At 39.1% G+C, this 24,538-nt stretch carries 27 protein-coding genes and 1 pseudogene; 7 read left to right on the top strand and 21 right to left on the bottom strand.

What is annotated here, in order from left to right; genetic code table 11:
- Positions 1–14: 14 nt before the first annotated feature.
- Complete coding sequence (locus B154_RS32410; protein WP_018614804.1) at positions 15–173, bottom strand: hypothetical protein; 159 nt, start codon at positions 171–173, stop codon at positions 15–17.
- A gap of 655 nt (positions 174–828) precedes the next feature.
- Between B154_RS32410 and B154_RS0113585 the strand changes: the two genes are divergently transcribed.
- The 3 genes from B154_RS0113585 (at position 829) to B154_RS0113575 (ending at position 5,456) form a co-directional block, all read left to right on the top strand.
- Positions 829–4,179, top strand: a complete 3,351-nt coding sequence (locus B154_RS0113585) for a two-component regulator propeller domain-containing protein (protein ID WP_018614803.1) — start codon at positions 829–831, stop codon at positions 4,177–4,179.
- Between the two features lie 59 nt (positions 4,180–4,238).
- Positions 4,239–4,871: a response regulator gene (locus B154_RS0113580; RefSeq protein ID WP_026260183.1), complete on the top strand. Its 633-nt coding sequence runs from the start codon at positions 4,239–4,241 to the stop codon at positions 4,869–4,871.
- Positions 4,872–4,991: 120 nt separating this feature from the next.
- Positions 4,992–5,456: a hypothetical protein gene (locus tag B154_RS0113575; RefSeq protein WP_018614801.1), complete on the top strand. Its 465-nt coding sequence runs from the start codon at positions 4,992–4,994 to the stop codon at positions 5,454–5,456.
- A gap of 92 nt (positions 5,457–5,548) precedes the next feature.
- Here the strand turns inward: B154_RS0113575 and B154_RS32405 are convergent, their stop codons facing one another.
- The 5 genes and pseudogenes from B154_RS32405 to B154_RS32395 form a co-directional block, all read right to left on the bottom strand.
- The gene (locus B154_RS32405; RefSeq protein ID WP_018614800.1) at positions 5,549–5,701 is read right to left on the bottom strand and encodes a hypothetical protein; all 153 of its coding nucleotides are present in this window, start codon (positions 5,699–5,701) and stop codon (positions 5,549–5,551) included.
- A 588-nt stretch (positions 5,702–6,289) separates the two neighbouring features.
- Entirely contained in the window at positions 6,290–6,550 is a 261-nt protein-coding gene (locus B154_RS28555; RefSeq protein ID WP_018614799.1) for a hypothetical protein, read from the bottom strand.
- A 739-nt stretch (positions 6,551–7,289) separates the two neighbouring features.
- Positions 7,290–7,693, bottom strand: a pseudogene (locus B154_RS33385) (DUF2911 domain-containing protein).
- A gap of 131 nt (positions 7,694–7,824) precedes the next feature.
- Positions 7,825–8,313 (bottom strand): hypothetical protein, encoded by a 489-nt coding sequence (locus B154_RS0113555; protein ID WP_157580733.1) that lies wholly within the window; start codon positions 8,311–8,313, stop codon positions 7,825–7,827.
- Positions 8,314–8,363: 50 nt separating this feature from the next.
- Positions 8,364–8,531, bottom strand: coding sequence for a hypothetical protein (locus B154_RS32395; RefSeq protein ID WP_157580731.1), 168 nt, complete (start codon positions 8,529–8,531; stop codon positions 8,364–8,366).
- Positions 8,532–8,908: 377 nt separating this feature from the next.
- On the opposite strand from B154_RS32395, the gene B154_RS0113540 reads away from it, so the two are divergent.
- Complete coding sequence (locus tag B154_RS0113540) at positions 8,909–9,715, top strand: hypothetical protein (RefSeq protein WP_018614797.1); 807 nt, start codon at positions 8,909–8,911, stop codon at positions 9,713–9,715.
- Positions 9,716–10,115: 400 nt separating this feature from the next.
- Here the strand turns inward: B154_RS0113540 and B154_RS0113535 are convergent, their stop codons facing one another.
- The 6 genes from B154_RS0113535 to B154_RS32770 all read right to left on the bottom strand — a co-directional run bounded on the left by B154_RS0113535 (position 10,116) and on the right by B154_RS32770 (position 14,459).
- Entirely contained in the window at positions 10,116–10,952 is an 837-nt protein-coding gene (locus B154_RS0113535) for a 5'-3' exonuclease (RefSeq protein WP_245542601.1), read from the bottom strand.
- A gap of 188 nt (positions 10,953–11,140) precedes the next feature.
- On the bottom strand, positions 11,141–11,374 hold the full coding sequence (locus B154_RS0113530; protein ID WP_018614795.1) for a hypothetical protein: 234 nt from the start codon (positions 11,372–11,374) through the stop codon (positions 11,141–11,143).
- Entirely contained in the window at positions 11,371–11,766 is a 396-nt protein-coding gene (locus B154_RS0113525) for a hypothetical protein (RefSeq protein WP_018614794.1), read from the bottom strand. The genes B154_RS0113530 and B154_RS0113525 overlap by 4 nt, the downstream gene beginning before the upstream one ends.
- Positions 11,767–11,781: 15 nt before the next feature.
- On the bottom strand, positions 11,782–12,831 hold the full coding sequence (locus B154_RS0113520) for an LLM class flavin-dependent oxidoreductase (RefSeq protein WP_018614793.1): 1,050 nt from the start codon (positions 12,829–12,831) through the stop codon (positions 11,782–11,784).
- A 58-nt stretch (positions 12,832–12,889) separates the two neighbouring features.
- Complete coding sequence (locus tag B154_RS0113515) at positions 12,890–13,762, bottom strand: pirin family protein (RefSeq protein ID WP_026260181.1); 873 nt, start codon at positions 13,760–13,762, stop codon at positions 12,890–12,892.
- 541 nt (positions 13,763–14,303) lie between these two features.
- The gene (locus B154_RS32770; protein ID WP_169337666.1) at positions 14,304–14,459 is read right to left on the bottom strand and encodes a YceI family protein; all 156 of its coding nucleotides are present in this window, start codon (positions 14,457–14,459) and stop codon (positions 14,304–14,306) included.
- A 134-nt stretch (positions 14,460–14,593) separates the two neighbouring features.
- Between B154_RS32770 and B154_RS0113505 the strand changes: the two genes are divergently transcribed.
- A complete protein-coding gene (locus tag B154_RS0113505) occupies positions 14,594–14,986 on the top strand; it encodes a winged helix-turn-helix transcriptional regulator (RefSeq protein ID WP_018614791.1) in 393 nt (130 codons plus the stop codon).
- 53 nt (positions 14,987–15,039) lie between these two features.
- On the opposite strand, the gene B154_RS32390 is transcribed toward B154_RS0113505, so the two are convergent.
- The 4 genes from B154_RS32390 to B154_RS0113485 form a co-directional block, all read right to left on the bottom strand.
- Entirely contained in the window at positions 15,040–15,192 is a 153-nt protein-coding gene (locus B154_RS32390) for a hypothetical protein (RefSeq protein ID WP_157580729.1), read from the bottom strand.
- 351 nt (positions 15,193–15,543) lie between these two features.
- Complete coding sequence (locus B154_RS0113495; protein ID WP_157580727.1) at positions 15,544–15,777, bottom strand: alpha/beta fold hydrolase; 234 nt, start codon at positions 15,775–15,777, stop codon at positions 15,544–15,546.
- A gap of 247 nt (positions 15,778–16,024) precedes the next feature.
- On the bottom strand, positions 16,025–16,891 hold the full coding sequence (locus tag B154_RS0113490) for a hypothetical protein (protein ID WP_018614788.1): 867 nt from the start codon (positions 16,889–16,891) through the stop codon (positions 16,025–16,027).
- 570 nt (positions 16,892–17,461) lie between these two features.
- Positions 17,462–18,430, bottom strand: a complete 969-nt coding sequence (locus B154_RS0113485) for a GlxA family transcriptional regulator (protein ID WP_245542600.1) — start codon at positions 18,428–18,430, stop codon at positions 17,462–17,464.
- A gap of 124 nt (positions 18,431–18,554) precedes the next feature.
- Between B154_RS0113485 and B154_RS0113480 the strand changes: the two genes are divergently transcribed.
- Both B154_RS0113480 and B154_RS0113475 read left to right on the top strand, forming a co-directional pair.
- Complete coding sequence (locus tag B154_RS0113480) at positions 18,555–18,881, top strand: VOC family protein (RefSeq protein WP_018614786.1); 327 nt, start codon at positions 18,555–18,557, stop codon at positions 18,879–18,881.
- 19 nt (positions 18,882–18,900) lie between these two features.
- Positions 18,901–19,083 carry a hypothetical protein gene (locus tag B154_RS0113475; protein ID WP_018614785.1) on the top strand — a complete coding sequence of 61 codons (183 nt, stop codon included), beginning with the start codon at positions 18,901–18,903 and terminating at the stop codon, positions 19,081–19,083.
- A gap of 58 nt (positions 19,084–19,141) precedes the next feature.
- On the opposite strand, the gene B154_RS0113470 is transcribed toward B154_RS0113475, so the two are convergent.
- The 5 genes from B154_RS0113470 to B154_RS0113450 all read right to left on the bottom strand — a co-directional run bounded on the left by B154_RS0113470 (position 19,142) and on the right by B154_RS0113450 (position 24,468).
- The gene (locus B154_RS0113470; protein ID WP_018614784.1) at positions 19,142–19,738 is read right to left on the bottom strand and encodes a dihydrofolate reductase family protein; all 597 of its coding nucleotides are present in this window, start codon (positions 19,736–19,738) and stop codon (positions 19,142–19,144) included.
- 182 nt (positions 19,739–19,920) lie between these two features.
- The gene (locus tag B154_RS0113465; protein ID WP_018614783.1) at positions 19,921–20,241 is read right to left on the bottom strand and encodes a hypothetical protein; all 321 of its coding nucleotides are present in this window, start codon (positions 20,239–20,241) and stop codon (positions 19,921–19,923) included.
- Between the two features lie 305 nt (positions 20,242–20,546).
- Positions 20,547–21,704, bottom strand: coding sequence for an acetyltransferase domain-containing protein (locus B154_RS0113460; protein ID WP_018614782.1), 1,158 nt, complete (start codon positions 21,702–21,704; stop codon positions 20,547–20,549).
- A 57-nt stretch (positions 21,705–21,761) separates the two neighbouring features.
- Positions 21,762–22,646: an alpha/beta hydrolase gene (locus tag B154_RS0113455; RefSeq protein ID WP_018614781.1), complete on the bottom strand. Its 885-nt coding sequence runs from the start codon at positions 22,644–22,646 to the stop codon at positions 21,762–21,764.
- Positions 22,647–23,484: 838 nt separating this feature from the next.
- Positions 23,485–24,468 (bottom strand): GlxA family transcriptional regulator, encoded by a 984-nt coding sequence (locus B154_RS0113450; protein ID WP_018614780.1) that lies wholly within the window; start codon positions 24,466–24,468, stop codon positions 23,485–23,487.
- Positions 24,469–24,538 lie beyond the last annotated feature (70 nt).

The following is a 24,538-nucleotide window of genomic DNA, read 5'->3' as shown; positions in this document are numbered from 1 at the left end:
CTTTTTAAAATATCCTATTGTTTGTGGCGTAACTCTTCTTTCAATTCTTCCTTTACTTCCTCAATAATTTTCTGTAGATTAATTTTTTCAAATTTTCTTTCAGCAGTGCTTGTACGGGAATACGCAAGTAAATCTTCAATTAGGGGCTGCATCCGTTGTGCTGCATTTTGCATGCGGTAAAATTTATCTTTGCCACTTCATTTGATTACATTTCCAGCCATGATCTTCAGGCGCTGGTATTACCTATTTCTTCCAATATTAGTCTCTAAACTACGGTGTTCGAATAGTGCGAAACTCACCACCAAATGCAATCTTGTAAAAATTGGATGCTTCTTGGCAATTCCGGTTGAATTTAAGATAAATGTTTACTGTGGTGATCTTTACAATTTTTATCTAAAATGGTTTAAAACATTACGTTTTTGACTTACTGCTTTAATCATTGACATACGCTTTTTAGCTCCTCCCCGGACAAAAATTAAAAAAGTATTTAAATTTCAGTTGAAGCACTGCGTCCAATTGAGATCATTGCTATTATTTAACCAAATGTTTTTTGTTGTTATTTTCAAAAAATGGTTGCGCTGAATCTCACATTCTTAAATATGTCTCTCAATGATTTTTAGCTTCCTATCTCGAAATTCCCCTGCTTAGAAAAATGATATTGAATTTGAGGAATAACTATTTTTATTTTCCAACAAAAAATGATATCGCTGCGCTATTTCTGAGGACGTCATCACTGATTCTTCGCAATCGACCACCGGTTTAAAAAGTCCTTCTTCTGTACGGAACCGCAAACAATTTGTAAATTTAATGGTACTAAAGTAGAATATTTTGAAAAAGCAATCAAATCAAAATCGCTCCCTTATTTTAAAACTACTAGCCTTTTCTAATCTTTCAATTAGCTTTCTTACCTGCATTTCATGCAACAAACTAAACTCTTTACATCCTGCAAATGATACTGTTAAAATAATTCGGGCAACCAATATTATCAGTAAACCCCTTTTTCCTCCCCCAAAAGTAACTACCATTACTCCCCATAACCCACCCAAAAAAATAAAAGCTGGAAAACCTGTTATCAAAATTGACGCATTCGGGAGGGGCATACCTTTCTTTACTAATTACCGTATGGATCAGGGGCTGCCGGTGGACAATGTTATCTGTAGTGCCAGCGACAAGGCTGGCAACCTTTGGTTTGGTACCGGCGGGGGAGGCGTGAGTAAGTTCGATGGAAAAAGTTTTACAACCTATACTGTCACTCACGGGTTGGCGGGTAATGTTGTGTTTTATGTTTTAGAAGACCAGGGTGGCAACCTCTGGTTCGGCACGACCTCAGGAGTAAGCAAATATGACGGTTACCGTTTTACAAATTATACTACAGCGAACGGCTTGGCTGACAATTTTGTTACATGCATCATGCAGGATAGCTGGGGGAATCTCTGGTTTGCCACCCACGAGGGTGGCGTAAGCAAATATGACAGCAAAAGCTTCACAAACTACAATACTTTAAATGGACTGCCAGATAACTACGTACGAAGTATGATTGAGGATACAAAAGGAAACATCTGGTTTGGTACCGATGCAGGAGGCGTGAGTAAGTTTGATGGAAGCAATTTTACGAATTACACTAAGGCTCAGGGCTTGGCGAATAATTCTGTAAATAGTATCAGTCAGGATAAAGAGGGGAACTTGTGGTTTGGCACAAATGCAGGCGTGAGCAAATACGATTGGAACAGGTTCACAAATTATACGATAAAGGAGGGACTAGCGGACAACAACGTATTCTGTATAGTGCAGGATAAAGACGACAATTTGTGGTTTGGCACTCACACCAGAGGGGTGAGCAAATATGATGGCACCAGGTTTACAAATTATACCAAGACGGAGGGATTGGCTGAGAATAAAATAAACAGCATTTTACAGGATAGGGTGGGCAACCTTTGGATTAGTTCGCAAGGAGGCGGCGTTAGCAAATTCGAAGGTAATAGCTTTTCGAATTATACTACTGCACAAGGGTTGGCGGCCAATTTGGTATTTTGGATCCTCCAGGATAAATCTGGCAACTTATGGTTTGGAACATATGAGGGAGGGGCAAGCAAATATGACGGCAATAGTTTTACTAACTATACTAAAGCCCAAGGTTTGGCAGATAACAAAATATGGGCAATGATGCAGGATAAAGCAGGAAACATTTGGTTTGGCACGGATAGAGGCGTGAGCAAATTTGATGGCAACAGCTTTACCAATTATACAACAGCACAAGGCCTCGCAAGTGATGCCGTGATCACTATAATGCAGGATAAAGCAGGAAACATCTGGTTCGGAACACGAGGCAGCGGCGTGAGCAAATATGATGGTAATAGCTTTACTAATTATACCACGGCGCAAGGCCTGGCGGGTAATAATATATGGAGTATTGCACAAGATAAAGCTGGAAGTATTTGGTTCGGAACTCACGGGGGTGGTGCGAGCAGATTCGACGGCAATAGTTTTACCAATTTCACAACTGCACAGGGGCTACCTAGTAACTTAGTATCTGCCATTCATCAGGATAAAGTTGGAAATATTTGGTTTGGAACCGATGGAAAGGGCATAAGTAAATATGATGGAAAAACATTCACTAATTATACTACCGAACAAGGGCTGGCGGATAATGGAATCTCGATTATGGCCGAGGATAAGACAAGGAACATCATGTGGTTTGGAACAACACAGGGCTTATCTGGGCTTAAAGAAAATCGATTAAACATTGGAAGCGGGTTTGACGATGGTTTTGAAAATTTTACTAAAAACACTGGCTATCCGGTAAAAGATGTAAGTACGGGCGCGCTGTGTGTCGATGACAAAGGAATAGTTTGGGTAGCCAGCGGAGAGGGTAAGCTTATACGGTTTGATTATTCCGCAATTAACAAGAAGGACACAATGCCCTTGTCCATCAAAATTCAATCTGTAAAAGTAAATAACGAGAACATTTGCTGGAATAATCTTATACGTGATCGGAATAGCAATAAATCAGTAGATAGCCTCACTATCCTAAATGAAACGATTACCTCCTTTGGGAAAGTATTATCCCACCACATTTTGGATAGTATGAGAAAAAAATATGAGGACATAAAATTGGAAGGAGTAACTAGGTTCTACCCTGTGCCGATCAATCTGGTGCTGCCTTATAATTACAATTCGATAACTATAGATTTTGTAGCAATAGAACCTGCAATGGCAAAACAGGTAAAATACAAATATAAACTGGAAGGTTATAATAATGACTGGAGTCCGTTAAGCAATAATTCAAACGCAGTTTTTGGCAATATGAGCCAAGGCAATTATACGTTTAGAATGAAAGCGCTAAGTCCTTTTGGCGTTTGGAGCGAAAAGGTATATACCTTCAAGGTGCTGCCGCCCTGGTGGGCCACATGGTGGGCTTATGCATTGTATGCCTTCGTAATTGGCGGTGTAGGATATACCTCGTATCGAATCCATATGCAAGGCTTGGAAAGAAAGCAGGCTGAGAAAATTAAAGCTATGGCGGCTACACAGGAAGAAGAGCGTAAGCGTATTTCACGTGATTTACATGATGATATTGGCGCCAGGCTTACCAATATTAATTTGCTCTCTGCATTAGGTCAGCAAAAAATAAGCGAGCCGCAAGAGATGTCGGAATATTTAAAAAGGATTTCAAGAGAAATTCAAACATCTGCAGAAGCACTTGATGATATTGTATGGAGCATTGATAGCAAAAATGATTTAATAGAAGAAGTCACTTCGCGTATGAGAAGATATGCAGCGGATGTTTTTGACGAAACAGCTATCCGATATACAATTAGATTTGATGAAAAGACTTTACCTGCAAAGCTTTCAATAGGTAAGCGCAGGGATTTGTTTTTTGTGTTTAAAGAAACGATTAATAACATTCAGAAGCACGCATTGGCAACCGAAGTAAACATAAATATAGAAGTCAAAGACAACGAGCTATTAATGCAGGTAAGTGACAATGGGAAAGGTTTCGATCCAGCCGGGCCGACACACCGAAACGGATTAAAAAATATTCAGCAACGTGTGCAAAAATGGGGAGGAACATCCACCGTTGAGTCATCGCCAGGCAAAGGTGTAATATTGAAAATTACATTACCCGTTTTAACCCCATCACTCAAAAGGGGTATATGGAAATGGTTTAAAAGCAGGTAATTTTCAGGGTCAAAAATTTGAGACATTTCTTAAAGGGGGCTTCGGGAAATAAAGTAAAAATGCCAGACATAATCATATTTGAAGACGACGACCAGTTGAGAGACTCACTGGTGGTGCTGATTGGTAGCAGCAACAGCAATGATTATAGAGTAACTGCACACTATGGTAATGCAATAGATGCGGCTACTATTATCCGCTGCTATAAACCCGATGTGGTTATTATGGATATTAATATGCCTGGTAAAACAGGAATTCAGGCAGTAAGGGAAATAAAAGAAGCCCGGCCAGAGACGTTCATTATCATGTACACGATGTTTGAAAATGATGAGAATTTATTTGATAGTCTTTGTGCCGGAGCCAACGGGTACATTCTAAAGAAGACCTCACCGTTTAAATTATTTGAAGCCATCGGCGACGTAATGCAAGGAGGGGCGCCAATGTCGCCAACTATTGCGCGTCGGGTGTTACAAAGCTTTGAAATGAGATCTTCCGGACAACTGTATCACCTGACTGCGCGTGAAAAGGAAATACTGCAACTGCTTGTAAAAGGCTACAGTATAAAAATTATTGCCGACGAATTAAAAATTTCGTTTGATACAGTTCGCACACATCTAAAAAATATCTACCCAAAATTGCATGTAAACTGTGGCAAAGAAGCCATCGCCAAAGTACTCCGCGAAAAAATTATTTGAAAGTAGCTTCGTTATCGAGATTTCCTCCACAACAATATCACTCAAAGAGCGTATTGAATTTGATTGTAAAGCGGGCAATATTTGTTTCGTTAAATATTTATAACAATTAAAATTTCAATTATGAAACAAGTATTCAACATTGGTAACCTTGCACTTCTGCTTGCAGTCGTTGTGGTACTAGCGAGTTGCCAAAAGACGGATCCTTCAGTTAAAAAAACAGTTCCTTTTGTCGGAAAATTCAAATTATCTATAGGTGAGGACGGTGTCCATGGTACCGGCGTTGCATTCCCTACTAAAAGTTTTACTCTTTTTGCTAAGGATAACGAAGAGAATTTCCCTCAAATTACCGGTACTGTAACTATTACAGCTTCAAATGGAGAGCAAATATTTGCAACCCATACCGGATTAGCCGAAGAACTTGATAACAATATGCTTAAGGTACATTTTGATAATACTATTACAGGAGGTACTGGAAGGTTTACAGGGGCCACTGGCCACTTTGATATCGATGCACTTTTAAATGAAAAGCTTGGGACAGGAGAAGCCACAATCGATGGAATAATTAGCTATAAGGCAATCCAATGATAAATAATAATTGGATTCCCCGATGCATGTCTTTGTTCGAGACAACGGCCCTGATTTTCTTTGACAAGGCCCACAACTTTAGTTGACTCGATTTAAAAGCTGCAAGTCTCGTATTTCGCTGTGTAGTTGGCCCATTTTCCGGTTAAGGTAGAAGGAGTATAAAAACTTCCTCCAAAATTGTTATCGCTGTTCGGCATCACCAATACCATAGGATGGATACGACCACTGAAAATGGCCGTATCCATTAACTCATTATTACGGTTTCAATCCACGACCAAGCTGTCGTTTACCCAAAGCCATTTAAATAATAGATGGTAGGATAACGTTGATTAATTGTTTCATAGCCCGTAGCCCTTCCCATGGCGTATTCTACGCCACGGTTTCCCTAAACAGAAGCTCTTTCGAAGTGCAACCGACTATAAAAGCAGAACCCTAGAATAAGAATGTTGCTTCCTTGTTCGCTCCACTCTTATCAATAGTCACTTCGGGACAGCCATTACTAGTAATTGCTTTAAGCAAAAACTTATGAGCTGCCAGTTTATTTCTTCCTTTTGTTAATAGAAAATCTACTGTCTGTCTATTCCTACCAACGTCCTTGATGCTGATTCAAAACTCTTATAACCAAGCACATTTTGAATTCTCCACTTTATAAATCTATAATCCCTTTTACCCTATTATTTAAATACTTACACTGTCTTATCCTTATCTTCTTTAAGGACCTGTTATTGTAAGTTCTGATGGTTTCCTTATTAGCTCCACTCTTATCAATATTAACCACTTTGGGACACCGATTATTACTAATTGCTTTTGAAAGAAATTTATGCACTGCTAATTTACTTCTCCTTCTGGTAGGGAACAACGCCCGAAGACTTAAGTGTCTGTAAAGTACCAGGAGAGATTTTTAGAAATCGTCTCACTTCATGAGACTTCAGCCACCTTTTTGTTGTTATACTTGTTGCTGGCTTTATAGCCTTCAACAACTCTACTAATAATTGTTTTTTGAACTCCTGTAGGTCTTCAAAGGTTATAAGTTGATGAGAAAAGATTTTTTTAGGATATGTGTCCTCTGCTGATTTTCTGAAAGCTCTTTCCATAAACACACAATTTTTATTTTTAGATTAGTAACATCAATATATGTTAATTCATGTTTTAAAAATAGTTTGAATGATGCAATAGTTGAATTATACTATCAATTAATTACAATCCCAATAACTTCCTTAATCTTAATTATTAGCATGTGCTCGATTGAGACACTTCAGTATGATAGCGAAATTAAGTAGAGTTAGCTCAAACAATCCTGTCTAAATTTTGGACAGGATTGGGGTATATTGGTATCGGAGTTTTATTAAATTTACCAGGTTGGTGTTGAATTAGGATTTGAGTTCAAATTTCCTACTCATGTAGCAAGGCATTCATTTGCTACCGTTTTAGTCACAGTCGATGCTCCTCTGGCTTTTGCCAGTCAAAGTTTAGCACATACAAATGTTTTAACTACTTAAAAATATTTTGACGGATTGGTTTAGATGCACATGCTCAATATCCCGTAGCTCTTATACGTTTTTATTTATTTGCGCTACCATAACAAATAACTCTACTACTACATATACCGTTAAGGGTATAGTATTTTTATAATTGCCTTTTTTGTACCTTTTAAGGTATATGCACTTCCCGTACAGCTTCTAACGAAAATTAACCGGAAGATTAAGCTGTAGTACTCGAAATCTGCAGAATCTTCCGTACGCATTGACGCAGGGTTCGTGAAGTATGAAAAGCTATTGATCCTTCGACTGCTGGCTACACTATTTTAAGTGTAGCTTATAACCAGGTAGAACCTCATTGCACTTCTATTGGTGCCGTCCACCTAAAAAGACCCCATTCCATTATAAGTGTTCCATGTTTTAAGTTATCTGGAATGATGGAAATTGTAAACACTTCTATCGGCGCTGGAAGTGCCTGACTGGTAATTCTTGCTATGCGCAGGTTATGTAAGGGGTTATAGTCAGTGCCCCACTGGCCAGTCTGCTTGTTTACGATCAGATCAACTGAGGTTGTGTGTGGCACAGTCCACAATGTGTAGGTTCCCGCGGTATTTGCATTCCGGCAAGCTTGATCGGCAACGACGTTGTAAACTGCGTTGCTGCATTGGCTCCTGTACGCCAGACATAGTTGTAGGGTAATACATCACCCAGCAACTCGCGTCCACGCATACGTGGGCGGCCGTAATCGATGGTAAACATAGCATTGCCAATTTGTGCCCGCATTGTATCCCGTACACTTATTTCCTTCACGATTCCCTTTTTTGCTTCCACAGCTTCAAACCGGTCAGCGATACTTTTTATCTCGGGCGGAGAGGGCAGGCGGCTCACATCTACCTTATATGTGTGCGGTGACCGGAGTAGTTGAGCAAATGATTGGTAGAGTCCATTGTTGCCTCCCCTGTACCGGAAAGCCAGTCGTGGGCTATCTCCGCCTTGCCACTACCGCGCGGTGTTACACTACCTCGCCCCAATGGAAAGCGATCGAATTGTCGATCAATATAAAACTGCCGTATTTGCACGGGTTTACCCGCTTCAAGTTTTGATGCTGTCGCATGCTTTAGTGCCGCTGCGAAGTAAAGTTCATAGAGGCTGTACATTTGTGGCACATGCGCTTCCACTATAGCGCCACCTGTTGCAAAGTCACGCTTCAATGTGCCCGTGCCATCCGTTTTGGAGATGTGCACCTTATCGGCGGTAACATCAGCGGTCACTTTTAGTCCACGCCGATCTGCCGGCAAACCGGGCGTATGAATATCCATGACAAGGTGTTTAATACTGCCGTCAGGGTTGAGATGAATTACAGTATGTCGTACTCGCACTAGTGGAAACCGGTCAACTTCATCACTCGTTACCAAATTGCCCTCGCGGGTTACACTTTCAACGGCAATTGTATCAGTGCCGAGTCGCGTAATAAAGCATAGTGTTCAGTTGGTGAACTATCGCAGGAAGCAAGCAAAACCAATGCGCCGAGAAAAACGACCACCGCGGGCAAATTTATAAGATAACGGTTGCGTGACCGGATAATTTGATTATACATGAATAGAATAAATGTTTTGATTTGATTGCTTTTTCAAAATATGAAACGCACTAATTAATGTCTTGTTTTTTTTATGGTTTATTAACCCGTTGAAAGCGGCGCCTTGCAAAAATCTTCTTTTCGTGCTATGCATCGCCCCCCATCCACTGCGGGGTCTCATGTTAACCAACAAGGCTTTGCTCTAAAGACCTGGCTTAGACGAAGTATTTTCCGGCATTGAAACCCTCTGGCTGGTTAGGTGTCAGGAAGGATCACCAAAGGGTTTAACGCAAGGTCCGGTAGAAATTGAAATTGTTAACAACTTATTTCTATAACAGTACTTGCTCCGAAGTATGATTTTCGATTAAAGGCGGCCATGATTGATTAACTTTCAGGCCATGCTAATTGAAGCGAAAGCGCTCAAATACTGGTTAGATAATTTTTACGGATACGGATCCTGGCACGCCAGGTTCTGGTTCGTTGGCTATGAAGAACCCGGGGGTGATGTACCCGAAGAAGTAGCCGAAAAGCTAAACTACTTTTACAACTTGCAAGAGTCGAATATGGACACCCTCTGCGACATCCGTCAACTGTACAATCATGTAGAATTCCGATTGGATGGGCCGCGAGCCGAGAGATTCACAAACCTCAACGACCAGCGGTTTGGTAGCCATGCAACGTTGCACGGTGGGTGGAAAAACCTCATCGCCTTTGTCCATGGATACCAAAACCAAAAACTTCCTGATCTGCTCACGTATCAGAAAAACTCATTTGCCTTACCATCACCGCCCAAGGAGGCCTTGATACCGCTATTTCCCCTTCCTGCTCACAACCATGCCTGGTATTATGCCTGGCTCGAGCTGCCCCAATTTCCTTTTCTCAAAAGCCGAGCATTATACGAGGACTACATCTATTCTAAACGCATAAATCGGATCCTCAAAAACATAATTGTCTATAAGCCAGAAGTTGTCCTAATGTACGGTATGGATAACATCAACTTGCTAAAAAAATCTGTGCAAGAGTTCTTTCCTAGCGCGAGATTCAAGATGGTTAAGGCAATAAAGCGAGAAATCCCACAGCATCATCGGGCGGATTTAAATGGAACTGCCCTTTTAATCACAACACAGATTCCTGCGCTGAGGCATAACCGCGTTGAGAAAGGATTCGATTGGTACGAGTTCGGAAAGCTACTGAAAGGACGATAAAACTTAGGGTTTAATTCTACAGGTACATGATGAATGGTGTTTGATGCAGCAGATGATGAACTCCATTTGCTTGTTTCCTGGGTGATAAAAATGATGGAAATGTAGTCAGACTTATTGGCATCGCTAAAAGTGAACGTAACTGTCAGTAAAAATTGTTGGAGTAGGTAAAGGATGAGGGAATGATGATTAAAGAGTAACGTATTTTTTATGTAGTCAGCAGTAAAGTTTCAATTGGGCATCGTTGGTCGCACACTTGTACTATAAAGTAGTTGTCTCAGCAGGAATGCCGGGGTTGTTAAAATGGAAGGATAAGTTGAGGAGAGTAGATATGTTAAGAGCAGCAATCACCATTCGACCCTTATAGCTACCACGTTCTCTTAAATTGCTTCCCGGGGCAATCTTACTGATGTTGAATAACTTTTGCCGCGACTTTGTTTGTCCGTTCACCCAAAGCTGGTTCGCCGATTTTTATAGCAAACTCAGCGAAAGCTGAAGTAGGACCTCGCCACTGCAGCTCGTTAACATCGGTGAATAGTGGTTCATCCATTCTCAACGTAGCAAGGCGTTTGAACAGCAATGCTTTTTCACGTTGTTGTCCCAGCACCTCTGACGGGAAATTTTCGATTGGCCCATATCTGTTCAACAGCCTGGTTGCACTCCGCTTGCCAACACCCGAGATGCCGGGATATCCATCAGCGCTATCGCCAACAAGGGCAAGATAATCGGGAATGAGTACAGGTGTAACGCCAAATTTATTGAAAACAGCGTCTGCATCTCTTATCGCTTTAGCCCGGCTGTCGACCTGCACTACGCGATCTTCCCGCACGCACTGCGCCAAATCTTTATCCGGTGTCCAGATACATACTTTTTCAACCTGCGGATTGGCAGCAGCCAGGTGCGCAGCAGACGCTAGTGCATCATCTGCTTCCAGCTCATTCATAGGCCACACCACAACACCCATCAACGTTAATGCTTCTTCCAGAGGATGGAATTGTGCAAACAGGACCGGTTCTATGCCCTGCCCGGTTTTATATTCGCTCCAAAGTTTATTACGGAACGACTCAATAACATGATCTGTTGCGACGCCTAGATGAGTCGCACCTTTTTCGATCCTTTCCAATACCCCATAAAGCACGCCAACTACGGCTCCAAATTGTTTGTCATTGCCCTTGTTGAAGCTGCGGAGACCGTAGAAGTGCCGGAACAATTCATAGGTGCCGTCGATAAGATGAACCATCATGAAATAACTCGTATTGGTGAAGGTTTTCTTTTTGAACCTGTTACTGCATAATAATGCGACATCGAAAAATCCACCACACAAAAATGCAGCGAAATCTTAACAAGGTGTAGGTTTTGTAATTATCCAGCAGTATTCGCTGTGGAATGTGGAACCTGCACTCGTATTAATTTCTAAAACTTCAAACTCTAGGTTAATGAAGTTGAACTGACTTTCCTTAACTGCTCAAAAAACTTTCTTTGTGCTACTTGAGTATCGAGGCTTCTGAATTGAGAATAAAGTGAAGGCGTTAATGCTACCTTATTTGTATCTACGTTCCAAAAGCCATTATCGCCTGAGCTATCATCGTAAACGTAAATCTCAATTTTTACAACTTCGGTTTCACCTTTTGGAAAAAACATTATGGTTTGTCTTAGCGTCATTTGTTCTTTTCCAAAACATAAACAAGCTCTTTTTCTTCAACTAGTTCAGTTTGTCCTTTTGTTTTATCAACTTTCACAAATCTACTTGGTCTAAAAGAATACTCTTGTCCATTTGGATGGCTGGGGTTTGGAAGCTCGTAAAATACTAAACCTATCTTATTATCAATAGTAGACTTAACCTCTTCTTTCAAAGTGTAAGTTTCACCCTTTACCGGCAAATTTTCAAAGCCACGCTTTTGCTCAGCTGTGAAAACATCATTAATGCATAAATATTCATCCATAGTATCAATTGTTAAGCGGCGTGATGTACTTGCTTTGGGCTTTAGACTACTTATTTCAAATCTTGTTCCTAAATTAAAATATATGCAAATTACCTGTTCTTTACTTCCCAAAACAAAATCATTCCCTTAAACTTGCTCTGTTGCCCTAATTCCCAAAGCTTCTCTCACCTTGGGGGCAATCTTCGTCCCAAAGATTTCAATAGTTTTCATCATTGATTCATGTGATGGTCCACCAACATCCATGTGGGCGGAAAAGCGGGTGAGGCCAAACATCTCTTGCATGTGAAGTATTTTATCGACAGCTTCATTAGCATCGCCAATAATGAGATGGCCTTGTGGTGAACGCCCTTGTTCAAACTGTTGCTTTGTGTATGCTGGCCATCCCCTCTGCTTGCCAATGCGGTTCATCTGCGCTGCATATGTTGGATAGTAGTCGTCTGCGATTTGCCTGCTATTGTCCCCAAAAAACGAATGTATATGTACACCTACTTGTAGTGTTTCTGTGCCATGACCAAAATGCTGAAGTGCTTTTCTGTAATAGTCGAATAGCGGCTTGAACTGCGCTGGGTTACCACCAATAATAGCAAAGATCACCGGCAGGTTAAACTTTGCAGCTCTAACTACCGACTCCGGCGTACCGCCAACCGCTACCCATATATCTAATGCATCATTCACTGCACGTGGTAATACCTGCTGATTCTCCAACGCAGAGCGGAACTTGCCTTTCCATGTCACACGGGGCTGCTTATTGATCTGCAGCAGCAACTCCAGTTTTTCCTCAAACAACTCGTTGTAATCTTGGAGGTGATAGCCAAACAGAGGAAAAGACTCCGTGAAACTTCCGCGACCTACCATCAGTTCAGCACGTCCGTTGCTGATTAAATCTACAGTAGCAAAACTTTGATACAATCGAACAGGATCAGATGAACTTAATACTGAAACAGCGCTTCCAAGTTTAATGTTCTTTGTTACGGTTGCTGCTGCAGCCAATATAATTTCGGGTGTCGAGACTGCATAGTCCGGCCGATGATGTTCCCCGATGCCAAAGAAATCAAGGCCTACTTCATCCATCAATTTGATCTCTTCTATAAATTCCTGCATCCGCTGTTGTGCAGGCTGCACCTCGCCTTTACTATTAATGTGCAGATCTCCAAACATTCCAACACCTAATTCCATACTAATGATTTTTAATTTTACGAAGGTACTTGCTATGATTTATTTGTTTGTTCAATGCCTACCAACTCAGTCTCTGACTTTCAGGTACCCTTGATATGTGTTTCATTTTCCCCTGCCTGTATTCGCTATAAAAACGCATGATGTCCTCCTGACTATCTGCAATGAAGGGACCATGTGAAACGATTGTGTCGCCAGTTGGTTTCCCTGCATATAGCGAAAAGCAAACTCCTTCTTTGCCCGCTGTTAACTTCAACTCACTTGCTGCATTATCCGTTCCCATATCCAACCATCCCACCTGGTACTTGTTCAATCCTTTTTCATCTTCACCAATCACCACACTCCCATCCAAAACATATAAGAAGGTGTTGAAGTTTGCGGGTATATCAAGTGTAGTTGTAACATCCATTTCAATGGTAACATCAGCAATCACCATCGGAGTATAGTTTTCAATAGGCGAAGTCAAACCTGCAAGAGAGCCGCTATACACTTTTATATGCACTCCCCTTTCATTTAAAGTTGGAGCATGCTCCAAAGGCAAATCCTGCACTCTTGGTGTGGCTAACCTGTCTTTCTTTGACAGATTAATCCATAGTTGTAACAGGCGCATGGTAGCAGCCTTGTCGATTGTTTCTGTATGCACAATACCACTGCCTGCAGTCATTATCTGGAAGTCGCCACTCTTCATGGTATGTGCGGCATCACCTACTTCGCCTTCTAACAGCAAAGAGACAGTTTCAAAACCTGCATGCGGATGAGCGCCGCCAACAGGCGTGTTATCCTTCTTGTCTAAGTCATCGTCCATTAGCAATATAAATGGATCACTTGCGGAAAAGCCACCCGATACTACAGCACGTTTCGTATGATCAGGACCGAGAAAACCCGGTTGAGGTTTAGGCGTTTCTATTCTTACCAATTTTCTTTTTATAGACATAAATTTTCTTTTATTATTAAACATTCGTGTTTAAAAGAGGTGAGTTGTCCATGTTATACTGATCGTGTACTGTTTTTCTTTTTTTCGTGATAAAAAAAGAAACAAAAAAATCAAAACTGCGAAAAATGGCTAAAAATGGATAGCTCGGTCTAAAATGAAATAAGTCACACCGCAAGAATAAGATTCGGCTTTAGGAGGACTTACGATCTATAAACACTCCCAAACTTCAGTAACATCTATTTCATTTCTTAACTCCCTAACTATCCATTTTCTTAACGCCTTTTTTCGAAGGTCGAGGGAAGAGCCGTTCTGGAAGACACATTGTAGAAAAATAGTCTCACGACTTAAAGTCTCTTCAAAGGAATAAGCATGAAAACCAAATGTTGCAGCCGCCACAGTAGTACAGAAGCTTAATCAGGGAACGGCGAAAGGAATGGGCTGTTTCATTCCTTTCTTGAATTTTCTTTGGTTACTTTCTTTTTTTCAAGAAAAAGAAAGTGACAACTCAGCTTTTAAAGAGGATTAGAGTCGAGAGCGTCCTTTAAAATAGCAGCTTAACTTTGATTTGAGCTGTAGTAAAATCCTCGCCCTGTGTTTCTACTTCTGCCTGGAAGCTTTTAAGCGATCCTGAAATATTGCTGATTATTAGATGCTTTATTTTAAAACCTAACTCCTGTTCGTTGGGTCTAATACCCATTTTGTTGTTGCCATGATTGTTGTTTTTTTTGATTGTTCCTTTGATAATGCAAAACTACCTACCTTTACTTTCATAAAGTAACTACTATACAAAAGGTTAGTAGTTACCTTTAGGTAAGTAGTAAAACAAATGTTATGGCTAAGTTGAAAATGGACAAAGAGGTTACATCAGAAGCAGAATGCAAAGCCACCCTCAATTCTGTTGCAGATGCCCTTTATGTAATTGGTGGCAAGTGGAAACTAAGAATAATTGTTGCGTTAACAGAAGGCAACCGGAGGTTTAATGAAATGCAACGATTGATTGAAGGTATCTCTGCAAAAGTGCTGTCAACAGAATTAAAAGATTTGGAACTAAACGGCTTTGTACGCCGAAACGTGTTTACTGGCACACCAGTAGTGGTAGAGTACGAGTTAACCGAATATGCTGAAACCCTGGGTGGAGTGCTACAAGCACTTAGCGAATGGGGAGCAAGGCATAAAGAGATGGTGAAGAAAAGTATGAATATGAAGGAAGTGGAAGTTATTTAAGTAGGATTTTTTTTTTGTAGCCAGCATTTGAACTGCTATTGAGCATCGTTGTGTTACTCACTTGTACTGATAGTAGTTGTGGCGACAGCATATTTAACAAAGGACAAATATCCTGGTTTCGAATTAATAACTACGGTTGTTTCTCCGCTATATAAAAAGTCTATAGTCGTACGTTTTGCCTTCAAATCTCGAAAGTAATTTTCCAATTCGTGCAATTTGGTTAGACGAATCAATGGTAGATGGTAACTTAGAATATAAGTCACGTGAATTCCAATTCATTTTGGTTAAGCCTAAAATCTCTGTAGCTATAATATTAATATTCGATTCTCCATAGTGCTTGGTTATCTTAATTGGGGCAGGAATACTTCTACCGCCAAGATAAAATTTGTAATTGGGTTGTCTAACTGATGGAACAATTCCGAGTGTCCAAAGAAGTGCGGTATATTTATTAGCAACAATGCATGTCCCTCTTGATATCGGAAATTTGTCAACTTGTAAGGCATTTTGATATACGTTCATTGCAACAAAACGTGCATCTATCTCGTAGTTAATCTCAATTAAACAAGCTGTGTAATATTAAAACCACGGGCTGCAGCCTGTAGACAAAGGATCGTACCGGATGATATTCCAAAAAAACAAGCAGAGCCACCTGCGATATTAATTAGAGCATTAATATCTTCAATTTCCCGCTCAACCGCATAGCAATGGGTATCACCACTTTCCCCGCGGGCACGACGGTCATAGGTAATCACTGTGCAATGTTCTGATAGTAGTGGCCCTAGTTTGGGCATAGGGCCAAAATCCTTTCAGAAAGAGACAATAAAAATTCTTTTGTACCTATTAAATTTGCTATCATATGTTCTAGCAATGCGCTCATCATCTAATAGCAGATTTGCCAATATCGGTTAATTGGCATGAAACTCTTCGTCATCCTGCCTCTTAATTAATTTCATATAATTAATAAACGTTCATTTATCTGCAAAAATTTATCAGGCTATTTCATCTATACTTAACAGCTATCAGTCTCAGATAAGATTGTCAAATTCTAACGCCACTTATTTTCCGGGTATCACTTGCCCAAACGATTTCAGAATCTTTATTCCTTGTTTGTTTTGTTAACTGCGAGAGTACTAGCGCGACGCCGCAGAAAAGCAATGCGTCGAAGGCACTTACAACTCGATTGCCGTGACCTACATAAGGATCTGCAAAGGCATTGGGCACATGAAGAGTGACAAACCACAGGAAAAGCATGAGGGCTAAAAGCAATGCGATTGGTTTTAATAATATTTTGAACAGTATCACTATCCCTGAACAGATAAGTGCAGCACCTCCAAAATAGCTCCAAAAATTTGGCATGCCATACCACTTTGGTACCATAGCTGATATGTCATATACAAAATGATTACACCCAAACAAGATAATTGTCATGCAAAAAAATATCCTTCCTATCGGGATAAAGTTCTCTAACACAGATTCAAAAAAATTATTTTTTTTGGATGGAGGCCTGTTATCCAAAAAAGATCCTGCCATTACAAATGCTCCGCCTGAAAATGCTAATCCTTTCAAAGCATCCCCCCACGAACCTAAATGGCTTAGCTTATGCGGATAGACGAAAAGGAGATAAGGAATATGACTAAGTATGATGAGTGCAAAAAAGTAAAAGCCTAGATAAAGGCATATGTTTCTTTTATTTGATTCTGTAACTTTAAATATGCCTGAAATGATAAGCCCTATGACTACCATGATTACTCCTGTCACTATTGGCAAGGCAATGATTGTGTGAGCCCATGCAGGAAATCCAGGTAATATTTGCGGACGAAAATCTCTAATTACGATTTGTTGTATTCCATATGCAATGATACCCAGGCCAAAAAATAATCGCCCTGTTTTTATAAAATCAATCATACTGAGGTTTTTTAATGGTTTACTTTAGAGTTAAGTTCATTAAAAAGCCTTAGGATTAAATTGAAAATCAACAAACAACTTGTTTGTATGAATAGACAGCAATTATTTACGTTTGTTTGCTTTCTTGTTCCAATTAACTTAATGCAGTTACTGTTGATGAATGACTAAGATTTAAACACGTCTATAGGTCTATTTGGAATATCCTTAATCCTTTTACCTTGCTTTATAATGGTATGCTAATTTCATAAGTAACTTATGGTTGACCATTTTTTTTCCGTGAACGGTTTAAAGGATGACGATTTGAATTTATTCAAATAAGCCTACAATTTCGTAAACTGAAAAAAGGGGGACAACTTTGTTTCCATAGGTCCATTTTGCAGTCTATGCAGCCACAAACAAAACAATTTATTTGCCGTCACACCACAGTGAATCTTCGTTTTGTTTTGATGTAACAAAATTAAATAAGTTTGTTTCCACTGGTTCTTATGTAGTGTATGTTGATGCCGTTTGTTTCGCAGACTGGCTTGTTCCAGTTGGTTATATTTTTACTAGTAAGCACGCCCTGCACTGCTATCTGCAAAACTTTTTGCGATAGTCAATTAGCGATAGGTCGGTATACTTTTTAAACACTTTTCTAAATGCATCAATGTCATTGTAACCTGCTTCGTAAATAATTTCGTTTACGGTTTTTCTTCCTTTCTCCAAATGTTTCTTTGCAAACTCAACTTTCACTCTTTGTATGTATTCCACAATTGAGTTATTGGTGTTGTTTTTAAATCGCCTTTCAAATGTTCTTCGTCCAACGGTAAATTTGTCGCAAATTTGGTTAACGGTAAAAGTTGCAGTTGGGTTATTTTCAATAAATTCCTGTGCCTTTAAAACAACTTCGTCGCCGTGTTGTTTTTGTCCCATAAAGATCACGTATGGATTTTGACTTTTTCTTTCAATGTCAATTTCAAACATTTTTGACGCAAGTACTGATATTTCTCTTCCCAAATGTTTTTCAATAATGTACAACAACAGGTTCAAATATGAAAACCCTCCACCACAAGTATAAATTCCTCTTTCGTCTGTAATAATCGTGTCGTCAACAACTTTTATATCGGGAAACATAGTTTTAAACTCGTTTTTTGCAGCCCAGTGTACAGCACATTTTTTGTCTTTCAGAAGTCCCGTTGATGCAAGAAAAAACGAACCAACACAAAGGCATACAATCTCAGCGTTGTTGTGGTATTGACTTTTTATCCAGTGAATGTATCTTTCATTTTTTGAAATCGCCTTTGGAAAATCTCCACATAATAATGGAATGACAATTACGTCTGTTTTCGAAACTTCTTTTATTGTTCTATCCGTATAAATTCTGTAAAGTCCGTTGTTAAGTTTTGTTTCCTTTTCTAAACCCACTATTTCCACATTGTAAAATGATGGCTTTCCCTGGTATTTCATAAAGTCATTGATACGCGAGAAAAGTTGTTGACTGCTGTCAATGCTTGTGAGCGTTGCATCATAAAGCGGCAAAATCGAAATATGTTTCATCATACAAATGTAGAAAAAGAGGTTGTCGCAATCAACGGGTAATATTGTCGCATTTACCTGATGTCATTTAGCCATTGAGCAAATAGTTTTGCGTTGAAAACAAGTTCATAATTCAAAAAAACAAAAAATGAAATCAGTAGAAATTATTATGCTTCCAGTAAAGGACAGACAAAAAGCAAAAGAGTTTTATTTGAAACTCGGTTTTCAAGTTCTTGTAGAAGGACCTGGAGAACATGGTGAAACGTGGATACAAATGGGGTTGCCTAATAGCGACACAACCATATCTCTCGCCGGTTTTCAAGGCATTATTTGCGAAACAGATAATATTGAAACAGAAATCAACGAATTGAAAACGAAAGGGATTGAGGTTGGTAAAATTGATGATACGCCTTGGGGAAGATTTGCCTGGCTGAAAGACTTGGACGGAAACAGTTTATGCCTTCATCAAAAATAGCCAGGTAAAACTCGTTGATTTGATTGTATGGCATCTTCAATCAGCCCTCTTGCCAATATGGCTCAGAACTTGGCAATGGTGGGGCATTCAAATATCAGCCAACGTTGTACAAATGCAAATAGAAGTACAAATGTGGAATTCACAACTGTCTGCCCCACTCATTGCCAAACCGATGTTATCTGTTCATGCTATCATAGATTGAAACTAGTCTGTTTTAAACTTGCATACTCTCTGTTCGAACAGTGTTCTCATTTTTTTCCTTAAATTTCAATACTGCCTGTCTCTACTTTTCCTGCCCGTTTGTAATTAGCAATAATTACTCCGGTTGATGTAACAACACTCTCTGTTAATGTAAATGCTGCTGGTATCACGCCGCTGCCAAACAGGTTTTTTCCTTTACCTAAAGTGAGTGGGTATATTTTGAGCTTCAGTTCGTCCACTAAATCATTCGCAAGAAGCAACTGAATGAGCTTACTACTGCCCCAAACCTGAATGTCAGAACCATCTGAATTTTTAAGCTTCTTAATATCTTCCAGACTTTCGATAAATACAGTGTTTTTCCAATCTGACTTTTTCCTGGTCCTGGACATAACATATTTTGTTCCATTATTGATGCCGGGCCAAAAGTCGGCATGTTCAGGCCAGTAGTTCTCCCAAATCTCAAACGTTGTCCGGCCCAGAAGATAATCGGCAGTTTGGCTCAGCTCTTTTTGCACCACCTCTCCACTAACTTCGTCACCATAGGGTGCAACCCAACCTCCATACTTAAAATCTCCGGCTGTATCTTCCTCAGGTCCACCGGGCCCCTGCATTACTCCGTCAAGTGAAACCATTGATAAAACGATAATTTTTCTCATGTGATTTAATTTTTATTTAGTGATTAATATGCGGTTTTCAGCTTGCCCCTTGTTTTTGCCATTATTCAAATACCTCACATTTAGACCCAATCTTTCAAAAGTGTCATTATCCTAAACGCCTCAATATTGTCTCCTTCAACTCACGGCACCTTATCTGAATCGGAACTTCACCCAGTATTTTTTCATTTCATCTCTTTGCTTGTTATACTTGTGCCTTTTATTAATAAAATCGATTTTATAGATTGCTCTTTTAAATGCAGAAATTGCTTTCGTTCTTCATCCTGCATAAAATTTGTAAAATCATTTTCCGTCTCAAATTGTACAAGATGGATTTCATACGGGTTCTCTATATTGCTTTCTATATAGGCATTTTCGTCAGGTCGCACTCTAAATAAAAGTCTTCCATTGTATTTCGAAATTGTCGGAATAGCAATGGCTTCAAATTGATCGAAAATCCCTTCCTTCCCGTCCAGAATGTAAATTAGTTGTGTGATAAAAATCATTTTTATTAATTCATTGTGAATATTACAGTGTTAAGACATTCAATTTTTAGCATCGTAATTTCATGCTGGCAATTCTAGTTCAACTTATTTTTTGTTTTCTACATGTCTCCGCGGGAAACGATTATTATTGCTAATAATTCTTATTTATTTGTTGATGATTAAGGCTAATTTTTGCCCTTAGATTTTAATTGTTAGAAATGTCGCGAAACAGTTACTATTAACACCTGAATATGCTACTACCATATACTTAAAAGGTAATTTATAACTAGCCAGTTATCATTTCTACCGTACAAAATAGGCACCACTCATAGGTATCTAAGCCACTTTTTTTCTCTATGACTTTCCTTGTAGTTTCCATACCATCTGCATATCGGATAAAGCATAATAACTACCATCAACCATATTAGGTAGATGTACGCTAAGCTCAAGCCGCTTGCGCCTTTCGGACGACCCAAATTCATACCAAATACTAAATCAGAATATTTATATCCCTGGAGAAAAATAATTAGGAACATTAGGGGATGCAAGATGTACCAGTGAATGAGGAAAAAAAACAAGGGCACTTTACCATAAACTATGGTTATTTCTGTGAATTTATTTTGCAAACCCTCCACAGCGGAAAGGAGTAAAAACATTACTCCCAACGTAAGCAGGCAAAAAACCAGTGAAGGTGGATATTTGGTAACGTTAATAAAGGAAAGAACTGTGAACAATGAACTCTTTTGCTGCGCCCATTGGACAGCATCACCATAAATGTTAAGGCTTCGCACTATGATAAACAAGACCAAAGCTGCTAAACCGATTTTTAGAAATAGCGGCTTACGGGTTAATACCGGAAGTTCAAAAAGCCTACCTGCTGCAAATCCAACCAGCATGACACCAAGCCAGGGGATGGGCGGATAGCCCATGATAAATAAACCTCTTTTTCCAAAAGGGATGGCACCAGGAGCAACCAGCATCATAGCAATTTTACCTGGTAGCAAAGCTCCTGTTGCAGGGATAAAGGACGATAAATTGTGCAGGAAGATAATAGCTAATCCAGTGATGAGAATCGTTTTTGTGGAAGCATTTAAAAACAGGCTTAGGATTATGAAGCCAACTCCAATAGCTGCAATAACATCAAAAATGAAAGCACTAAAATGCGGATCAAACCAAACGCCAAAATTAACAAGTGTAAATTCCAAAATAATTAACCATACACCTCTTGTCAACAAAAACCTTCGTGTGCTTTTTATGTCATTTTTCTTTAAGGATAGATAAGCAGAAACTCCAGACAAAAAAACAAAAGTCGGTGCACAGAAATGAGTTATCCATCGTGTGAGGAAAAGAGCCGGTGTTGTTGTTTGCAAGTCTGTGGGTGAGTTTGTGACCGATGTTATGTGAATTAAATCGCGGGTATGATCCAATGCCATAATGATCATTATGATGCCCCTTACTATATCAATGCTTTGAAGTCTTTTCATGTAGATTTTTGACGTTTAAATTTCGGTGTCCTTTTTATAATTGTTATACGTCCATAACTATTGGTTAGTAACTGGTGGCGGGTTTAAATCGCGTAAGGCATTATATACCGCCAGATGCAAAATCGTTGCGTGATCCTCCTGGGGTAAATAACCAAAAAACACTTTTACACTTTTGCTGTTAGTAGACTTAAATTTTTCAGCCAATAAGTTTGCGTCAACTTCCATGACGTGTGGGTTATCGCCTGGTACAAGCCCTTCCTTGCCAACGCCTATATATACATCAATTTTCTGTTTGAAAGTTCCGGACAGCAATTCAGAAGACTTTTTGAGAAGCGACGCGTTATCCCACCACAAACTAGGGCCGGCAATTATATATTGATTGAACAATGCGGGTTTGGTCAGTAAAATTTCGGTCGCCAAAAGACCGCATAATGATTGCCCAATTATTGTCTTTGACGAATTCGTTTTGTAATTCTTTTCAATATAATGTTGTAGTTCCTTTTTCAAAAATGAAATAAATCTTGATGACTTTCCTGTCGTTGGATACTTGATTTTATCCTTTTCAATTGTCGTTGGGTAAGTAAAATCTCTTCTTCTGTCCACGGTGGCGATACCAACAACAATAGATTTGGGCACTCGGTTGATCCATGAAAAACTATTGAATTGGTACAGGCCAACCAAATGAATAAAATCTTCGTCGGCTGACCCGTCAAGTAAATAAACAACCGGATATTTTAGTGTATCATTTCTATTGTATCCTTCGGGAAGATAAATATTTAAAATTCTTTTTTCTGATAATTCAGCTGATTGAATTTCGTCGATTACACGTAAGACAAAAGGTTTAATCCCCGACAATTCTTTACCATTGTTTTGCCCAGACGCTACTCCCAAAAATAATAGACAATATAATACAGGGAGTAACCGCAATATCTTTTTTATCATTAGTTCTTCGATGGTTAGTATATAGATTTGATAGCTTTTTAGGTTACAAAACGAATCAAGGTTAAATATTCACACGCAATTTTGATGTCAACGTTACCATTGCTTTCAAAAGTCGATAAAAATGAAGTTTTCATTTTTTGAAGTCTACAAACGGCAATATTAAATTGATAGATAACCTTTAACTTCATACAAAAGGTTATTCTAAAAATACTCCAATTGGTTGCTTGTCTTAAGCTTTTGATATTTCTTCCATTTTTTCTACATAACTCCGCGTCTTTGCATCGCTACATCTGGCGTGACATAGTTTAATTGCATGCTCTAATAAATAGCAAATGGACAATGAAAAAAACTACAGCTTTGTGGAGAGCATATTATTACACTCGCACCATGTCAGCGGCAGCAACAACTTTGAGCCAGAAATTATGCACTGAGTAGTTCTTTAATTGCTAATTCACTTAAATGGTCTGCTTCCGAGCATAGGCTAGTCATTATAAGTAAAAAAAAGCTTTATATACGTTCCAAAAAGTATTTGGTACATTTTTTTAGGGCCTGGCCATTTTTTTTTGAACTTGAACAAAAATTAATAACTATCATGGTGGATGTCATAAATTGCAGTGGGAAAAATCAGTGATAAATCGTAGACGTGGACGAATAAACTTACCAACATAATAATACCCTAGAAAAGCACAAAGAACATCCTGAAAACAATTGAAATTAATGTTAACAAGACTTAAAGAACTTTATGAAAACTCGTTTAACAATAGAGCTGAGACGTAAATATGGATCCTGTAAATGGTGAGACAGCCAAATGAGCAATAGCACCTTCGCCCACGCTCGTTTAAACTACTGCCTCCTTATTATATTTAGCTCTGTATTCCAGCGGAGAAATTCCTGTGATTTTTCTAAATACTTCACGGAACGCCTTAACATCCGAGTAACCAACTTCATACATCACCTCATTAATTGTTTTGCGGGTAGTTTCAAATGCTTTTTTTGCTGATTCGATTTTTACTCTTTGAGAATATTCAAGAGGAGTATTTCCTGTTGCTTTGATAAACCTTCTGTCAAAGTTTCGCCTGCCGGAAGAGAATTTAGAAGACAAATGTTCAACTGAAATTTTTTCATCAAGTTTACTTTCAATATATGATTGTGCTTGTTGAATCATTTCATCCCCATGTAGTTTCTGCCCCGTAAATATTGTAAATGATGATTGACTATTCCTATCCATTTCAATCTGGAAGACTTTTGAACAAAAAATCGCTGTTTGCCTGTCATAGTATTTCTCTACTAAATAGATCATCAGGTTGAGAAAAGAGTAGGCACCCCCATTTGTATAAATTCCATTCTCGTCAGTAATCAATTTATCAGTTTGTAAATTCACTTTTGGAAACATACTTCTAAAACTATCAGCAGCAGCCCAATGTGTAGAGCAACTCTTTCCATCAAGCAAACCAGAGGAGGCGAGCAAAAACGCACCAGTGCAAATACTTGCTACTTCAGCACCGTTTTTATATTGCTTCTCAATCCAATCAATTAGTAATTTATTTCCCTTCACAGCTTTTTGATAATTATGATTTAGTGAGGGAATAATAATGAGGTTGGTTTTGGTAATAGCTGCAATGTTTATATGAGGCTTTACGGTAAATACATTTTCATAAAACCCCACTTTTTCTGAAATACCTGCTAACTGAATGGTAAACAAATCCTTCCTGCCGTTTTCCTTCCAGTACATATTGGCTCTTGTAAATATTTTGTAAGCACCTACAATACTGCTTAGGTTATTGCTGTCTCCGTCAGGAACTATTATGGTAATATGTTTCATTAATATTCTTTTGGCAAAGATAACAATTCATATTGTCCAATTCAACCCACTACAAAGTCCATTTTGCACC

Source organism: Segetibacter koreensis DSM 18137, assembly GCF_000374045.1.
In the GTDB taxonomy this organism is placed as follows: domain Bacteria; phylum Bacteroidota; class Bacteroidia; order Chitinophagales; family Chitinophagaceae; genus Segetibacter; species Segetibacter koreensis.
This window is presented reverse-complemented; position numbering and strand designations above follow the sequence as displayed.

Bases quoted from the DNA above. Each gene is read 5' to 3' on its own strand.
- B154_RS0113505 (WP_018614791.1), top strand. From the start codon at position 14,594: ATGGCTAAGTTGAAAATGGACAAAGAGGTTACATCAGAAGCAGAATGC.
- B154_RS32405 (WP_018614800.1), bottom strand. From the start codon at position 5,701: ATGGATACGGCCATTTTCAGTGGTCGTATCCATCCTATGGTATTGGTG.
- B154_RS0113575 (WP_018614801.1), top strand. From the start codon at position 4,992: ATGAAACAAGTATTCAACATTGGTAACCTTGCACTTCTGCTTGCAGTC.
- B154_RS0113460 (WP_018614782.1), bottom strand. From the start codon at position 21,704: ATGAAAAGACTTCAAAGCATTGATATAGTAAGGGGCATCATAATGATC.
- B154_RS0113470 (WP_018614784.1), bottom strand. From the start codon at position 19,738: ATGAGAAAAATTATCGTTTTATCAATGGTTTCACTTGACGGAGTAATG.
- B154_RS0113465 (WP_018614783.1), bottom strand. From the start codon at position 20,241: ATGATTTTTATCACACAACTAATTTACATTCTGGACGGGAAGGAAGGG.
- B154_RS0113450 (WP_018614780.1), bottom strand. From the start codon at position 24,468: ATGAAACATATTACCATAATAGTTCCTGACGGAGACAGCAATAACCTA.
- B154_RS0113535 (WP_245542601.1), bottom strand. From the start codon at position 10,952: ATGGTTCATCTTATCGACGGCACCTATGAATTGTTCCGGCACTTCTAC.
- B154_RS0113540 (WP_018614797.1), top strand. From the start codon at position 8,909: ATGCTAATTGAAGCGAAAGCGCTCAAATACTGGTTAGATAATTTTTAC.
- B154_RS0113530 (WP_018614795.1), bottom strand. From the start codon at position 11,374: ATGACGCTAAGACAAACCATAATGTTTTTTCCAAAAGGTGAAACCGAA.
- B154_RS0113490 (WP_018614788.1), bottom strand. From the start codon at position 16,891: ATGATTGATTTTATAAAAACAGGGCGATTATTTTTTGGCCTGGGTATC.
- B154_RS32410 (WP_018614804.1), bottom strand. From the start codon at position 173: ATGCAAAATGCAGCACAACGGATGCAGCCCCTAATTGAAGATTTACTT.
- B154_RS0113485 (WP_245542600.1), bottom strand. From the start codon at position 18,430: ATGATGAAACATATTTCGATTTTGCCGCTTTATGATGCAACGCTCACA.
- B154_RS0113480 (WP_018614786.1), top strand. From the start codon at position 18,555: ATGAAATCAGTAGAAATTATTATGCTTCCAGTAAAGGACAGACAAAAA.
- B154_RS0113455 (WP_018614781.1), bottom strand. From the start codon at position 22,646: ATGATAAAAAAGATATTGCGGTTACTCCCTGTATTATATTGTCTATTA.
- B154_RS28555 (WP_018614799.1), bottom strand. From the start codon at position 6,550: ATGGAAAGAGCTTTCAGAAAATCAGCAGAGGACACATATCCTAAAAAA.
- B154_RS0113515 (WP_026260181.1), bottom strand. From the start codon at position 13,762: ATGTCTATAAAAAGAAAATTGGTAAGAATAGAAACGCCTAAACCTCAA.
- B154_RS32770 (WP_169337666.1), bottom strand. From the start codon at position 14,459: ATGGGTATTAGACCCAACGAACAGGAGTTAGGTTTTAAAATAAAGCAT.
- B154_RS32395 (WP_157580731.1), bottom strand. From the start codon at position 8,531: ATGTATAATCAAATTATCCGGTCACGCAACCGTTATCTTATAAATTTG.
- B154_RS0113520 (WP_018614793.1), bottom strand. From the start codon at position 12,831: ATGGAATTAGGTGTTGGAATGTTTGGAGATCTGCACATTAATAGTAAA.
- B154_RS0113580 (WP_026260183.1), top strand. From the start codon at position 4,239: ATGCCAGACATAATCATATTTGAAGACGACGACCAGTTGAGAGACTCA.
- B154_RS0113495 (WP_157580727.1), bottom strand. From the start codon at position 15,777: ATGCCCAAACTAGGGCCACTACTATCAGAACATTGCACAGTGATTACC.